At 60.8% G+C, this 14,967-nt stretch carries 15 protein-coding genes; 8 read left to right on the top strand and 7 right to left on the bottom strand.

Annotation, left to right across the window (positions count from 1 at the left end):
* The 4 genes from PSH87_RS26465 to fba all read left to right on the top strand — a co-directional run bounded on the left by PSH87_RS26465 (position 1) and on the right by fba (position 3,145).
* Positions 1 to 1,164, top strand: coding sequence for a phosphoglycerate kinase (locus PSH87_RS26465; RefSeq protein WP_017735689.1), 1,164 nt, complete (start codon positions 1 to 3; stop codon positions 1,162 to 1,164).
* Between the two features lie 29 nt (positions 1,165 to 1,193).
* Positions 1,194 to 1,421 (top strand): hypothetical protein, encoded by a 228-nt coding sequence (locus tag PSH87_RS26460; RefSeq protein ID WP_017735688.1) that lies wholly within the window; start codon positions 1,194 to 1,196, stop codon positions 1,419 to 1,421.
* A 47-nt stretch (positions 1,422 to 1,468) separates the two neighbouring features.
* Entirely contained in the window at positions 1,469 to 1,804 is a 336-nt protein-coding gene (locus PSH87_RS26455) for an MliC family protein (protein ID WP_017735687.1), read from the top strand.
* A 276-nt stretch (positions 1,805 to 2,080) separates the two neighbouring features.
* Positions 2,081 to 3,145: a class II fructose-bisphosphate aldolase gene (gene fba, locus PSH87_RS26450; RefSeq protein WP_017735686.1), complete on the top strand. Its 1,065-nt coding sequence runs from the start codon at positions 2,081 to 2,083 to the stop codon at positions 3,143 to 3,145.
* 66 nt (positions 3,146 to 3,211) lie between these two features.
* Here the strand turns inward: fba and PSH87_RS26445 are convergent, their stop codons facing one another.
* The 3 genes from PSH87_RS26445 to PSH87_RS26435 form a co-directional block, all read right to left on the bottom strand.
* Positions 3,212 to 3,751 carry a hypothetical protein gene (locus PSH87_RS26445; protein WP_157356487.1) on the bottom strand — a complete coding sequence of 180 codons (540 nt, stop codon included), beginning with the start codon at positions 3,749 to 3,751 and terminating at the stop codon, positions 3,212 to 3,214.
* A 254-nt stretch (positions 3,752 to 4,005) separates the two neighbouring features.
* The gene (locus tag PSH87_RS26440) at positions 4,006 to 4,296 is read right to left on the bottom strand and encodes a fructose-bisphosphate aldolase (protein WP_370695335.1); all 291 of its coding nucleotides are present in this window, start codon (positions 4,294 to 4,296) and stop codon (positions 4,006 to 4,008) included.
* Positions 4,297 to 4,395: 99 nt separating this feature from the next.
* On the bottom strand, positions 4,396 to 5,061 hold the full coding sequence (locus PSH87_RS26435; RefSeq protein ID WP_305431669.1) for a polysaccharide lyase family 7 protein: 666 nt from the start codon (positions 5,059 to 5,061) through the stop codon (positions 4,396 to 4,398).
* A 310-nt stretch (positions 5,062 to 5,371) separates the two neighbouring features.
* Between PSH87_RS26435 and PSH87_RS26430 the strand changes: the two genes are divergently transcribed.
* From PSH87_RS26430 to PSH87_RS26420, 3 genes are read left to right on the top strand one after another with little or no spacing between them, the layout of a single operon-like run.
* On the top strand, positions 5,372 to 7,477 hold the full coding sequence (locus tag PSH87_RS26430) for a bifunctional diguanylate cyclase/phosphodiesterase (protein ID WP_017735683.1): 2,106 nt from the start codon (positions 5,372 to 5,374) through the stop codon (positions 7,475 to 7,477).
* Between the two features lie 42 nt (positions 7,478 to 7,519).
* On the top strand, positions 7,520 to 8,020 hold the full coding sequence (locus PSH87_RS26425) for a M48 family metallopeptidase (RefSeq protein ID WP_017735682.1): 501 nt from the start codon (positions 7,520 to 7,522) through the stop codon (positions 8,018 to 8,020).
* A 19-nt stretch (positions 8,021 to 8,039) separates the two neighbouring features.
* Complete coding sequence (locus PSH87_RS26420; RefSeq protein ID WP_017735681.1) at positions 8,040 to 8,336, top strand: helix-turn-helix domain-containing protein; 297 nt, start codon at positions 8,040 to 8,042, stop codon at positions 8,334 to 8,336.
* A 106-nt stretch (positions 8,337 to 8,442) separates the two neighbouring features.
* Here PSH87_RS26420 and PSH87_RS26415 read toward each other — a convergent pair whose 3' ends face one another.
* Positions 8,443 to 8,895, bottom strand: coding sequence for a GNAT family N-acetyltransferase (locus tag PSH87_RS26415; RefSeq protein ID WP_305431664.1), 453 nt, complete (start codon positions 8,893 to 8,895; stop codon positions 8,443 to 8,445).
* A gap of 177 nt (positions 8,896 to 9,072) precedes the next feature.
* Here PSH87_RS26415 and PSH87_RS26410 point away from each other — a divergent pair, with 177 nt between their 5' ends.
* On the top strand, positions 9,073 to 9,810 hold the full coding sequence (locus tag PSH87_RS26410; RefSeq protein WP_305431662.1) for an ABC transporter substrate-binding protein: 738 nt from the start codon (positions 9,073 to 9,075) through the stop codon (positions 9,808 to 9,810).
* Positions 9,811 to 9,915: 105 nt separating this feature from the next.
* Here the strand turns inward: PSH87_RS26410 and yccS are convergent, their stop codons facing one another.
* The 3 genes from yccS to dbpA form a co-directional block, all read right to left on the bottom strand.
* Positions 9,916 to 12,099, bottom strand: coding sequence for a YccS family putative transporter (yccS, locus tag PSH87_RS26405; RefSeq protein ID WP_017735678.1), 2,184 nt, complete (start codon positions 12,097 to 12,099; stop codon positions 9,916 to 9,918).
* A 205-nt stretch (positions 12,100 to 12,304) separates the two neighbouring features.
* Entirely contained in the window at positions 12,305 to 13,483 is a 1,179-nt protein-coding gene (locus PSH87_RS26400) for an NAD(P)/FAD-dependent oxidoreductase (RefSeq protein ID WP_305431660.1), read from the bottom strand.
* Between the two features lie 143 nt (positions 13,484 to 13,626).
* On the bottom strand, positions 13,627 to 14,964 hold the full coding sequence (dbpA, locus tag PSH87_RS26395; protein WP_235865629.1) for an ATP-dependent RNA helicase DbpA: 1,338 nt from the start codon (positions 14,962 to 14,964) through the stop codon (positions 13,627 to 13,629).
* Positions 14,965 to 14,967 lie beyond the last annotated feature (3 nt).

The raw sequence follows: 14,967 nt of genomic DNA, 5'->3' as shown, positions 1-14,967 counted from the left end.
ATGACCGTGTTGAAGATGACCGACCTCGATCTGCAAGGTAAGCGCGTACTGATCCGCGAAGACCTCAACGTCCCAGTCAAGGACGGTGTTGTCACCAGCGATGCGCGAATCCTGGCCTCGCTGCCGACCATCAAGCTGGCCCTGGAAAAAGGTGCGGCCGTGATGGTCTGCTCCCACCTGGGTCGTCCGACCGAAGGTGAGTTCTCCGCCGAAAACAGCCTCAAGCCTGTAGCCGATTACCTCAGCAAAGCCCTGGGCCGCGACGTGCCGCTGGTGGCTGACTACCTGGGCGGCGTTGACGTCAAAGCCGGCGATATCGTGCTGTTCGAAAACGTGCGCTTCAACAAAGGCGAGAAAAAGAACAGCGACGAACTGGCCCAGCAATACGCTGCGCTGTGCGACGTATTTGTGATGGACGCCTTCGGCACTGCGCACCGCGCCGAGGGTTCTACCCACGGCGTGGCTAAGTTCGCCAAAGTCGCGGCTGCTGGCCCGTTGCTGGCGGCTGAACTGGATGCACTGGGCAAGGCCCTGGGTGCGCCGGCGCAACCGATGGCCGCTATCGTGGCCGGTTCCAAGGTGTCCACCAAACTGGACGTGCTCAACAGCCTGAGCCAGATCTGCAACCAGTTGATCGTCGGCGGCGGCATCGCCAACACCTTCCTGGCCGCAGCCGGTCACCCGGTGGGCAAGTCCCTGTACGAGCCGGACCTGCTGGACACCGCCCGCGCCATCGCCGCTAAAGTCAGCGTGCCATTGCCGGTCGACGTGGTCGTCGCCAAGGAATTCGCCGAAAGCGCCGCCGCTACCGTCAAGCTGATCGCTGACGTGGCCGACGATGACATGATCCTGGACATCGGCCCGCAAACCGCAGCCAACTTCGCTGAACTGCTGAAAGCTTCCCAGACCATCCTGTGGAACGGTCCGGTCGGCGTGTTCGAGTTCGACCAGTTCGGCAACGGCACCAAGGTGCTGGCCAAGGCCATCGCTGAAAGCTCGGCATTCTCCATTGCTGGCGGCGGTGACACCCTGGCGGCCATCGATAAATATGGCGTTAGCGATCAGATCTCCTACATTTCTACCGGTGGCGGCGCGTTCCTCGAATTCGTCGAGGGCAAAGTGTTGCCGGCCGTGGAAGTGCTGGAAACCCGAGCCAAAGGCTAAAGCGGGTGATGCGGAAAAGGAGTCTTCCCATGATCAAGTCGTTGGCACTGGTGATCGCCGCAGGCCTGTTGGCCGGCTGCGGCAGCACGCCAAACGCGGCGCCCGAGGCCGGAACGCCTGGGGCGCAGGCGAAAAAAAGCTGCTACCAGGCTGACTGGCAAGCCGAGACCATGCCGGTGATCAACAAGCGCATCGGCAACGAGCGTCTGGAGAAATACGACGCCGCGCCCAACGGTCAGGAACAGGGTTGTCCTTGACGGGTCTGATCAACTGGCGGCCACGGGTCGCCTCACGAGGATTGGCAATGAAAGGCGTTTTCGCCCTGGCAGCCCTGGCCCTGTTGGCCGGCTGCAGCAGCATGAACATGTTCAACAGCAAGGCAGAAACTGCCGACAAGTGGACCACCTGGACCTGCGACAGCAAGGCCGAGGTCAACTGGCGCTTTGCCAATGCGGCTAAATCCGAGGTGGATGTACGCCTCGGCGGTTCCGATCAGGTCTACCGCCTGAAACAAGACGTGGCCGCCTCGGGTGTGCTGTACGCCAACGACCAATTGGCGTTTCACACAAAAGGTGAGGAAGGCCTGGTTTACTGGGTGGCCACCGATGATTTGATCGGCCGTGGCTGCAAGGCCCAATAAGAACTCGATCTCAAGACAAATGAGATCCAAATGTGGGAGCGGGCTTGCCCGCGATAGCGGTGGGTCAGCCGACGAATTCGGTAACTGTCACACCGCCATCGCAGGCAAGCCAGCTCCCACATTGACCCCGTTTCAAATTCAGATTGGTTGAATCCAATCAGCAATAACGATTCAGCAAGCCAGGCATGCAAACCCTGGCCTGCAATAACTTGAATAGCAGCCGCCGCTACGGCAGGCTTGCACGATTAACGACCCTCGACCGGGAGAGACAACACAATGGCACTTATCAGCATGCGTCAAATGCTGGACCACGCAGCCGAGTTCGGCTACGGCGTCCCAGCCTTTAACGTCAACAACCTTGAGCAGATGCGCGCCATCATGGAAGCCGCTGACAAGACTGACTCCCCCGTGATCGTCCAGGCTTCGGCCGGTGCCCGCAAATATGCCGGCGCGCCGTTCCTGCGTCACCTGATCCTCGCGGCCATCGAAGAATTCCCGCACATCCCGGTGTGCATGCACCAGGACCACGGCACCAGCCCTGACGTGTGCCAGCGCTCCATCCAACTGGGCTTCAGCTCGGTGATGATGGACGGCTCCCTCGGCGAAGACGGCAAGACCCCAACCGACTACGAGTACAATGTGCGCGTCACCCAACAAACCGTCGCCCTGGCCCACGCCTGCGGCGTGTCGGTTGAAGGCGAGCTGGGCTGCCTGGGTTCCCTGGAAACCGGCATGGCCGGCGAAGAAGACGGCATTGGCGCCGAAGGCGTGCTGGATCACAGCCAGATGCTGACCGACCCGGAAGAAGCTGCTGACTTCGTGAAAAAGACCCAAGTTGACGCCCTGGCCATCGCCATCGGCACCAGCCACGGTGCCTACAAGTTCACCAAGCCGCCTACCGGCGACGTGCTGGCCATCGACCGCATCAAGGAAATCCACAAGCGCATCCCCAACACCCACCTGGTGATGCACGGTTCTTCCTCGGTACCGCAGGAATGGCTGGCGATCATCAACCAGTACGGCGGCGACATCAAAGAAACCTACGGCGTACCGGTTGAAGAAATCGTCGAAGGCATCAAGCACGGCGTGCGCAAGGTCAACATCGACACCGACCTGCGCCTGGCGTCCACCGGTGCGATGCGTCGCCTGATGGCTACCAATCCGAGCGAGTTTGATCCGCGCAAATTCTTCGGCGCTACCGTGACGGCCATGCGTGACGTGTGTATCGCGCGCTACGAGGCCTTTGGCACTGCCGGCAACGCTTCGAAGATCAAGCCGATCTCGTTGGAAGCGATGTATCAGCGGTATTTGAAGGGTGAGTTGAACGCTAAGGTGAATTGAGCCTTACTGTTTGAAAAAAAGCCCGCAGTGATGCGGGCTTTTTTTGTGGGCATTTAAGGGGGCGCGCTAGGTTGCATCTGTCTGCATGGCGTTACTCCATCCCGAAAAAGTACTACCGTTGTCACCTGTGTACCTGACGACGATATTGATAAAGCCCGGTCGGACATTACCAATCCCACCAGAAAAGGTCCCGTCGGCCCGTATTGGGAGAGAGCCCAGGAATACACCCGTACCCGCTTCGTGCACATCGACTCTTGTATAGGGCGTTCCTGTGCCTTCAACGAATATCGATGAATTATTGCCCAGCAACTTCGAAATCACAGGATCCGCGCTTTGCCCGGTCGCAGGAGCAGCTGTATCGGGGTGTTCTCCGTTAGTGACGGCCCACTGGCTCAGGTCGCCGTCGTTAGGAATAGGCAGCCATATTCCGAAGGCGCCGTAAATATCAGCATACCCAGTACCGACGTTTCTCCATGTTGCAACCACACCCGCAAACTCTTTGTGCCATACCTGCAGGGCAGCGTTGGGCTGAGCGGGGGGAGTTGTACTCATGACGTTTGTGTCTGCGCCGCTGTTGGTTGAAAGCTTGAATGGGTGAAGGGCCATGATCGGTATCTCGCCGAGAGGTGAATGGGGGGCAGTCTGTAGGCGCCCAAAAATCCAACAGGCTCATATTCACGTCCTCCAGTCCTTTCGTAACCTGTGATATCTGACAGCTACCCATACTCCTTCGCTATATCCAGGCGCGTTTGCATTCCGCGTTTATCAATCGGTTAATTGAATGCAGAGAGTGATAATCAGAGGTAGGTGGTGAACAAAGAGCCCGCGCAAATGCGGGCTTTTTTATGGGCGGGATTTGATCAGGCGGCGTCGGGTGTATCAAACCCACGATGTTCAATCACGCGGAACACATCGCTCACGTCCTGCACCAGAATGCGTGCAATGTTGGCTACGTTATTCAAGTCACGCTCGGCGAAGTCAGGCAGGCTGGTGCAAGCCATCAGGTTGAGGTGTCCCAGGGCGGCGTTGAGGCGTTCGCGCAGGCAGGCGTACCGCAACGGCCCTGTAGGACGCAGAACCCTTGTGGGAGCCGGGCTTGCCCGCGATGGCGGTGGGCCAGTCACCGAAGATGTTGCCTGATTGGCCGCCATCGCGGGCAAGCCCGGCTCCCACAGGGATCATTGGCGTGTTCAACAAGGTGATTGATCGCTGGCTCGTTAGGACGCGGCCTACACGACAGTGAGCAATGCTCAGTCGTGATCAATATCCAGCTTGGCAAACGTCACCCGTGCGCCTTCCTTGCTGTTGCCGCTGTTGTCCTGCACATACACCCCCGCCTTGAAATACAACGGCTTGGCGCCCCACGCCGCACCAATGCGCTCGTTCCACTGCCCATCAGCGGCATACACACTGAGCAATCCAGCCTTATTCAGATTAATGACATAGGTAAAACTCTTCTCCAGCGGCACATTGGAGGCGACGGTTATCACCCGCCCTTCACCATCATCCGGGCGCATGCGCACCTTGGCGACGATATTGCCGGTCTGGGTCTTCTCCTTGAATTGATACTCCAGCTTGATCAGTGGCTTCTGGCTGTCATACGCATGAATCTGCCCGATAACGACTTTGCCGGAGGAGGGCACCTGGTTGACCTCCAACGTGGCCCGCAGGAAGTTGTTCGCATCCGGGTAGGTCCAGTTGCGCAAGCGCCCATCGGCGTAGGTCTCGCGCAATTCGCTGCGTGGGTAAATGGCGTTTTCCGTGCGAGTGCCGGTCACTGGCGTCCAGAATTGCACGTTGCTGCCTTCGGCCTGGAAGTACTGGTCGTTGAAGCCGCTCATCAGCTTCGGCGTGTCGATGGTCGCGGGTGGCGAGCCGACTGGGATGCTGAGGTTCCAGGTGGAAAGATCGATCATGGTGTAGGCCTTTTACAGAAGGTGAAGGCTTTGGCCCGTGGGCCAGACGGGTTCTTTATAGGCGGTGGTCCTACGGTTGTTAAACATTTTCTGACGATTTATTGGCGCCAAAGGAATGCCAAAAAGCCATGTTTCCCATGATTCGTGGCCTGTAGGGGTTGACCGTTAGTCGGCTTCCTGAGCTTTGCGTCAATGATGGCATCCACGTCACTTCTGCTTTAACGGAACCGGGTCTAGAGTGAGCCCTCAGGGTTTGTCCGGGTTTTCTCTCAAAAATGACCGGAATGGCTCCTTAAGGAAGAGACGTAGCATGGATTGCGCTCCACACAACGGCGATGGCAGTTCGGTTCTTCTGGTGGTCGATGACTACCCGGAAAACCTCATCAGCATGCGTGCGCTTTTGCAGCGTGAAGACTGGCGGGTAATGACCGCCGCGTCCGGGCTGGAAGCGCTGGAATTGCTGCTGGCCCACGAAGTCGACCTGGTTTTGCTCGACGTACGCATGCCCGGCATGGACGGGTTTGAAGTGGCGCGGCTGATGCGCGGCAGCCAGCGCACACGCATGACGCCGATTATTTTCCTCACGGCGCACGCCCAATCGCCCGCCGCGGTGCTGGAAGGTTATGCCAGCGGTGCGATCGACTACCTGTTCAAGCCATTCGACCCGCATATCCTCAAGCCCAAGGTCCAGGCGCTGCTGGAGCACCAGCGCAATCGCCGGGCCTTGCAGCGCTTGAGCCATGACCTGGAATCGGCCCGCGCCTTCAATGCGTCGGTGCTGGACAACGCCGCCGAAGGCATCCTGGTGGTGGGCGAGGGCAGCGTGATCCAGTACGCCAACCCGGCAATTTCGCGGCTGCTGAATGCGACGATGGCCGAGTTGCAGGGCGAGAGTTTCCTGAGCTTCCTGCAAAAGCCCCATGTGCCCGCCTGGCTGAGCTTCCCGATGTACGAGGCGTATTGCAGAGGCGAGACCTGGCGCCAGCACGACGCCATTTTGCGTACCAGCCGTGGTCAGCAGGTGCCGGTGGCTCTTTCCAGTGCGCCGTTGCCCAGCGAGCAGAAGGCCATGGTGGTGACGGTGCTGGACATGTCCGAAGTGCGCCACCTGCACCAACAATTGGAATTTCAAGCCGTCACCGACCCGCTCACCGGCCTGCTGAACCGCCGCGGTTTCCATCAGGCCGTGGAAAGCACGTTGCTGCGCAGCGAACGTAACGACCACGCGCTGGTGTTGCTGTACCTGGACCTCGACGGTTTTAAACGGGTCAATGATTCGTTGGGGCACGATGCGGGGGATCGGGTGCTGCGCTGGGTGTCGGAGCAAATGCAGGCGTGCCTGCGTTCCGGTGACATCCTGGGGCGCATGGGCGGGGATGAGTTCACCGCGTTGCTGGAGCTGGAATTCGCCGAACAAGCGGCCAAAATTGCAGAAAAACTCATCGAACGTGTATCGATCTGCCAACAGATCGAAGGCCTGGATGTGATGCTTGGAGTGAGTATCGGCATCGCCACCTTCCCCGATTGCGGCGCGGACTTGAGTGGCCTGCTGCGTGCAGCGGACATCGCCATGTACGAAGCCAAGCGCGCAGGGCGTCAGCAATATCGTTATTACGACCAGGAAATGAACGGCCGCGCCCGCTCACGCCTGATGCTCGAAGACAGTGTGCGCACCGCCATCGAGAACAAGGATTTCACCTTGGTGTACCAGCCTCAGGTGTCGGTGGAGGATGGGCGCCTGCGTGGCGTCGAGGCGTTGTTGCGCTGGCAGCACCCCAGCGTCGGCGATGTGCCGCCGGGGCTGTTTTTGCCACTGCTGGAGGAGGCGCGCCTGATCAGCCAGTTGAGCGCCTGGATCTACCTGCAAGTCGCGGCCCAGCGCCAGGCGTGGCAATCGACCTTCGATCCTGAGCTGGTGCTGAGCGTGAGCCTGAGCAGCAACCAGTTCAATATGCCCAACCTCGCGGCCCAGCTGCAGCAGGTGCTGGAGCGCCATGGTTTGCAGGGGCGCCAGTTGGAGGTGGAGATTGGCGAAGACAGCTTGACCAGCAACCTGGAAGAGTCCGCCAAGCAGCTCAAGCTGCTGCGCCAGGTGGGGGTGCGCATCGCCCTGGATGATTTCGGCATGGGCCATTGTTCCCTGGCCCATCTGCGGGACCTGGATTTCGACACCCTCAAGCTCGACCCGCAGCTGGTCTCGCGCCTGCCGGGTTCGCCACGGGATGCGGCGATGGCGCGCAGCATCATCGAGCTGTGCGGGCATTTTGATGTGCTGGTGGTCGCCGAAGGCGTGGCGACGCAGGCCCAGGCCGAGTGGCTCAAGGCCAATGGTTGCCCGTTTATCCAGGGGCCGTGGGTGGCGCAGCCGTTGATGGCGCAAGAGATCGTGGCCTGGACGCCCCCTCGCCTGGGCTGAATTCGCTACACTGGCGGCCATTCGAACCCTGTTGCAGAGCCCATGACCGCGCTGAAATACCTCCAGGCCTATCCCGCTGCGCTCCAGGAGCAGGTGCGCCAATTGATCGCCAAAGACCAATTGGGCGCCTACCTGGAGCAGCGTTACCCCGAGCGCCACGCCGTGCAAAGCGACAAGGCCCTGTACGCCTACGCGCTGGCCTTGAAGCAGGAACACCTGCGCAACGCGCCGGCCATCGACAAAGTGCTGTTCGATAACCGCCTCGACCTGACCCACCGCGCCCTCGGCCTGCACACCACGATTTCACGGGTGCAGGGCGGCAATCTCAAATCCAAGAAAGAGATCCGCATTGCCGCGCTGTTCAAGGACGCGGCGCCGGAGTTCCTGCGCATGATCGTGGTACACGAGCTGGCGCACTTCAAGGAATCGGACCACAACAAGGCGTTCTATAAACTCTGCGACTACATGATGCCGGGCTACCATCAGGTGGAATTCGACCTGCGGGTGTACCTCACGTATCGCGACCTGCAAGGCAAACCCTGAGCGCACAAGGCGATTGACCATGGATGTGAGCAAGACCAAGAGCAGCTTCTACCGCCGCCTGTATGTGGCGTATCTGATCGACAGCGGCCTGGCCAGCAACGTGCCGGCGCTGACCGACGTGACCGGCATGCCCCGGCGCACGGCGCAGGACACGATTGCGGCGTTGGCGGACTTGGACATCGTGTGTGAGTTCGAGCAGGAAGACGGTGCGCGCAACCATGCGGGGCAGTATCGGATTCGCAGCTGGGGGGCGATTGATCGGGGGTGGATTGCGGCGAATCTGGCTTCGGTGAAGCAGGTGTTGGGGTATCCCTGAAGGTTTGTGGTGAGGGAACTGGCGCTATCGCAGGCAAGCCAGCTCCCACATTTGGACGGTGTTCACAAATCAAACTGTGGGAGCTGGCTTGCCTGCGATGAGGCCCTCAAACCCGCCGCATACCAATATGTGGAATGTCATCCTCCAGATACTCTTCCCCCGCCACCACAAACCCATACCGCCCGTAATACCCCTGCAAATGCGCCTGGGCCGACAGAAAGATCGGCGTCTCGGGCCAGATATCTTCAATGCGCTTGAGCGTCTCTTCCATCATCAGATGCCCCAGCCCGGTGCCGCGCGCCACCGGCGCCACGATCACCCGGCCAATCACCACGTCACCGCCCTGGGACTCCGGGTCCAGCAGGCGCAGGTAGGCCACCAGCTGGTCATCCTGCCAGGCCATCAGGTGGTGGGTGTCGCCGTCCAGGTCCTGCCCGTCGATGTCTTGATAGACGCACTTCTGCTCAACGACGAACACCTCGCCGCGCAGGCGCAGGATGGCGTACAGCTGCTCCTTGCCCAGGTCAGTGTGATGTTTGCAGACCCAATCGACTGTCATGGCGAGTTCTCTTATCAGTAGGTGTTCTGGATAGTAAGCGCGGCAGCCGTTTGTGTCTAAATTCGCTATTTTTTGTGAGTGAAATCAATTTGCCATCATTGAGTGCATTCGCCGCCCGTTTCTTTGTGTAATCTTGAGCTACTGTTAGAACCTCTGGGCCCGCCAAGGACGTTGAGCATGCCGCGATTGTTTCGTGCCGTTGCTTTGATTGGAGTGTTGTTGCTGGCCCAGCCGGCGTTCGCCCAGCGTTTACGCCTGGTCGCGGATGCCTGGCCACCCTTTACCGATGCCACCTTGATCAATGGCGGCCTGGCCACCGACATCGTCAGCACCGCCCTGGCCCGCGCGGGCTACGCCAGTGACTTCGAACAGGTGCCCTGGGCCCGGGCGCTGATGGGCGTGGGCGACGGGCGTTATGACGTGCTGGTCAACGCCTGGTACGACGATGCCCGCACGCACCTGGGGCAGTTTTCCGGCGAATACCTGCTGAACCGCGTGCGTTTTATCAAGCGCCGTGACGATCCCATCGACTTCAAAAACCTGGCGCAGTTGCACGACTACCCGATTGCGGTGGTGCGCGGTTACGCCTATTCGGCGGCGTTCGACGGCGATGTGCAGTTGCAGAAGGTGCCTGTGCACAACTTCTCCATGGCCGTGCGCATGCTCGCGGCGCAGCGGGTGCGGCTGACGGTGGAGGATGAATATGTGGCGCGGTATTACCTGTCACGTGAGTCGGCCAAGGTGCGCAATGCGGTGGAGTTTTTACCGACGCCGTTGAGTGAAAACAGCCTGCATATTCTGGTGAGCCTGAAGAACCCGGAGCATGCGCAGATCGTGGCCGGGTTTGATCGGGAGATTGCGCGGATGAAGGATGATGGCAGTTATGCGCGGTTGATGAAGGCGCATGGGATGTAGGGCCTGTGCGGGCCCCATCGCGGGCAAGCCCGCTCCCACATTTGGAATGCATTTGTCTGTAGGAATGCGGTCCCCTGTGGGAGCGGGCTTGCCCGCGATAGCGATCTAAGCCTCGCCCGTCTCTTTGATCAAATGCGCGGCCAGAGTCCGCAACGGCCCCAACTGCCGACAAATCAACGCCAACTGCGTCTGCACCAACCGCTGCCCTTCATCGATCTCATCCGGCATCTGCTCCAGCTCCGCCGCCAGTGCTTCCTCGGCGTCACTCTGAATCGCAATCGGCTGCTTGTTTGCCAGCCCCGTGGCGATCTCATCGATGCTCGCCGCCAACGTATTCCCCGCGCCATCGATCAGATGCTCACGCACCTCCGCCGGCAACTGGGTTTCACGGTGGGCGCCGAGCCCCGACAAGTAGCTGAGCAAGGTGTGGGACAACACCAGGAAGCGGAAGCCCACATCGGCCTCCTTACGGAAGTGCCCCGGTTCCATCAGCATGTTTGCCAGGGTCGTGGACAGCGCCGCATCGGCGTTGTGCGCGTTGCGTCGCGCCAGGCGGTAGGCGAGGTCGTCGCTTTTGCCGGCGGCGTATTGCTGCATGATCTGGCGCAGGTAGATGCTGTTGCAGGTCAGGGTATTGGCCAGCACTTTGTTCAGGCGCCGGCCTTGCCAGTCGGGCAGGAACAGGAACACCGCCAGGCCGGCGATCAGGCTGCCGAGCAAGGTATCGAACAACCGTGGCAGGAATAAACCGTAGCCATCACCGACCTGGTTGAAGCAGAACAGCACCATCAGGGTGATCGCCGCCGTGGCCAGGGTGTAGCGGGTGGTGCGGTTGATAAAGAACACCAGGCCAGCGGCGATGGCGAACATCGACTGCACCAAGGGGCTCGGGAACAGGTCGAACAGCGCCCAGGCCACGGTGAGGCCGATGGCGGTGCCGATGATCCGCTGGCCGAGCTTGCGCCGCGTGGCGCCGTAGTTCGGTTGGCAGACGAACAACGTGGTGAGGATGATCCAGTAGCCCTGGGACGCATGGATCGCATGCAGCATGCCGTAGCCGACGGTCAACGCCAGGGACAGACGCAGCGCATGGCGAAACAGCAGCGACGTCGGCGTCATCTGCGTGCGCAGGCGCGTCCACATTTCCTTGAGGTTGCGCGGGGCGCGGTCCAGCAGGTTGCTGTCGGTGGCTTCCGCCAGGCGGTCGGGGTTGCTCGCATCGCCCAGCAGGCGGTCCAGCGTGGACAGGTTGGCCGCCAGCGCGCGCAACGAACGCAGGAGCCCGCGCCACGCCGGGTTGCTCTGGATACGCAGGTGTTCCAGGGACGCGTTGAGGTCGCCGAGGGCTTCGGCGAAGCTGTCGTCGTAGATGAACGGCTGGCGCAGTTGGATCGACTCGGCCAGGGTCTGGCAGGCCTTGCCCTGCTGGCGCAGCAGGCGCTGGCAGCGGAACAGCACGTCGCTGTGGAAGAAGGCTTCGGCCAGGGCGTTGTAAGGGTAGTGCGACGAGCTGGCGCGTTCGTGGATGTCCTGGGCGAGGAAGTACAGCTTGAGGTAGCGACTGACCTTCGAGCCCGGTCGTCCATTGCCCACGCGGTGCAGGATGATTTCCTTCGCGGCATTCAGTGCAGCCACAACCCGCCCATTTTGCTGCGCCAGTTCCAGGCGGCGCGCTTCCACATCCAACTGGCGGATCGGTTCGAACAGCGAGGATTTGAGCTTGAGGTAACGCCCCAATTCGCGGAACAAGCGCGCCAGGCTCTGCTGCACCGGCTGGTTGGAAAACAGCGCCTGCCACAGCACCGACAAGGCGCCATACCACGCGGCGCCGGCCACCAGCAGCAGCGGCTCATGCCAGAAATCCGAGACCGCGCCACCGCGCTGGTCCACGCCGATCATGGTGTACACCGAGAGGATCAACGTCGCCGAGGCAATCGCGCCATATCGCTCGCCCAAGGCACCGAGCATGGTCAGGCAGAAGGTGGCCAGGGCCAGGGAGATCGCGAAAATCCACGGGTAGGGGAACAGCAGCTCCACCGACAGCGCGGCAATGCTGAAACACACCAGCGTCACGGCCAGGGCGTTGAGACGGCCTTGCCAACTGTCATCGGTCTCGGCCAGGGCGCTGGCGATAATCCCCAGGAACAGCGGGATCAGCAGCGTCATCTCATCCTGATACCAGCACAGCGCCATGCTGCCGGTAAGGGCGATGAATACCCGGATGCTGTAGCTGAATTTATCCAGCGCCCAGAGACGGCGCAGGGACTGCTTGAACGAGGTCGATGACATGAAGGCTGGAGTCTTCCGGGACGATGCCGTTAAGTTGGCGCATCAGTGACGCCACGGCAAGGGTCGCGATCACATCTGCTGGCAATTATTTCAGCAACACCACAAAACACTGTGGGAGCTGGCTTGCCTGCGATGGCGGCAGTGAATTCACCACCGCTATCGCAGGCAAGCCAGCTCCCACAGTTTGACCGCGTACAGTCTTTGGTCAGGCGTATTGCGCGGCGGCGTAGCCTGAAGCCCACGCCCACTGGAAGTTGAACCCGCCCAGGTGACCGGTCACATCCAGCACTTCGCCAATAAAGTACAAGCCAGGGCTTTTCAGCGATTCCATGGTCTTGGACGACACTTCCCGCGTATCCACCCCACCCAGCGTCACTTCAGCCGTGCGATAGCCTTCGGTGCCCGCCGGCACCAACTGCCAACTGCCGAGTTTCTGCGCAATGTCGGCAATCTCCGCATGGGTGTACTGCTTCATCGGCTTGGACACAAACCAGGTTTCCGCCAGCAGGTTGGCCATCTTCTTGGTGAAGATCTCCCCCAGCAGGGTTTTCAGCTCGCTGTTCGGGCGTTCGGCCTGTTGCTGTTGCAGCCACTCGTGGGCGTCGTGGTCGGGCAGCAGGTTGATCTCCACCGTGTCGCCGGATTCCCAGTACGAAGAAATCTGCAGGATCGCCGGCCCGCTCAAGCCCCGGTGGGTAAACAGGATGTTCTCGCGAAAGCTCTGGTCGTTGCAGCTCACCAGGCAATCCACCGAGGTGCCGCTCAACTCGCCACACAAATCCTTGAGCTGGTCGGTGATGGTGAACGGCACAAGACCTGCGCGGGTCGGCAGCAGTTCGTGGCCGAATTGCTTGGCCACCTGATAACCAAAACCGGTCGCGCCCAGTGTCGGAATCGACAGGCCGCCGGTGGCGATTACCAGGGATTCGCAGCGCAGTTCACCCAAGGTGGTCTGCAACTGATAGCCGCCTTCGACTTTGGCGATTTCCTCGATGGACGTGTCCAGGTGCATGCTCACGCCGACCTGGATGCACTCGTCGAGCAGCATGCCGAGGATGTCGCTGGATTTGTTATCGCAGAACAGCTGGCCGAGTTTCTTCTCGTGGTACGGCACGCCGTGCTTGGCCACCAGCCCGATGAAATCCCATTGGGTGTAGCGGGCGAGGGCGGATTTGCAGAAGTGCGCGTTGTGCGAGAGGAAGTTGGCAGGCTCGGTGTACATGTTGGTGAAATTGCAGCGGCCACCGCCGGACATGAGGATCTTCTTGCCGGCCTTGTTCGCGTGGTCGATCAACATCACCTTGCGCCCACGCCCGGCGGCGGTCAGTGCGCACATCAAGCCTGCGGCGCCGGCGCCAATGATCACAACTTCGGTCGAGCGCACAGCAAAGTCCTCACAAAAATATTGATCTGAAATGCAATCAAAACTGTGGGAGCTGGCTTGCCTGCGATGGCGGCGGTGAATTCACCATCGCTATCGCGGGCAAGCCCGCTCCCACAGTTTGATCTCTGTATGGCTTGAGCGCTTTACAGGATGCGCACGCGCAACGAGCGGCCCTTGATCTTGCCGTCATTCAAACGCTGCAATGCCTGCTTGGCGATCCCGCGTTCCACGGCCACAAACGCCTGGAAGTCAAAGATCGCAATCTTGCCCACCTGCGCCCCCGGAATCCCGGCTTCACCGGTCAGTGCACCGAGGATGTCACCCGGACGCACTTTGTCTTTACGCCCGGCAGCAATGCACAGGGTGCTCATCACCGGCAGCAACGGACCACCGCTTTGCGGCTTGAGGTTGTCCAGTTGGTCCCAGTTCAGCGGCGACTTCTGCAGTTGCTCGATGGCCTGGGCGCGGTGTGCTTCGGACGGGGCAACCAGGCTGATGGCAATCCCGGTCTCACCGGCACGGCCAGTACGGCCGACGCGGTGGATGTGGATTTCCGAGTCGCGGGCCAGTTCGACGTTGATCACCATGTCCAGCGCGTCAATGTCCAGGCCGCGTGCCGCCACGTCGGTGGCAACCAGCACCGAGGTGCTGCGGTTGGCGAACATCGCCAGGACCTGGTCACGGTCGCGCTGTTCCAGGTCGCCGTGCAGGCCGACGGCGGAAATGCCCTTGGCCGTCAGGTGGTCCACGGTTTCCTGCACTTGCTGCTTGGTAAAGCAGAACGCCACGCACGACGCCGGGCGGAAGTGCGCGAGGACTTTGGTCACGGCGTCCATGCGCTCTTCCGGCGAGATCTCGTAGAAACGCTGTTCGATCTGGTCGTCGGAGTGGAACGCTTCGGCCTTCACTTGCTGCGGCGCGCGCATGAACTTGGAGGCCAGCTGCTTGATGCTCACCGGGTAGGTGGCCGAGAACAGCAGGGTTTGGCGGCGTGGCGGGGTCTTGCTGATGATGTCTTCGATGGCGTCGTAGAAGCCCATGTCGAGCATGCGGTCGGCTTCGTCGAGGATCAGCGTGTTCAAGCCGTCCAGTACCAGCGAGCCTTTGCGCAGGTGCTGCTGGATGCGGCCCGGCGTGCCGACGATGACGTGGGCGCCGTGTTCCAGCGAGGCGATCTGCGGGCCGAGGGACACGCCGCCGCACAGGGTCAGGACCTTGATATTGTCTTCGGCACGGGCCAGGCGACGGATTTCCTTGGCGACCTGGTCGGCCAGCTCACGGGTCGGGCACATCACCAGGGCCTGGCAGCCGAAGTAGCGTGGGTTGATCGGGTTCAACAGGCCGATGCCGAAGGCGGCGGTCTTGCCGCTGCCGGTCTTGGCCTGGGCGATCAGGTCCAGCCCCTTGAGGATCACCGGCAAGCTTTGCGCCTGGATCTGCGTCATCTCGACATAACCCAGCGAGTCGAGGTTAGCCAACATGGC

The organism is Pseudomonas sp. FP453 (assembly GCF_030687495.1).
GTDB lineage: Bacteria > Pseudomonadota > Gammaproteobacteria > Pseudomonadales > Pseudomonadaceae > Aquipseudomonas.
Note: the sequence above shows the minus strand (reverse complement) of the source record. Positions and strands in the feature narration are given on the sequence as shown.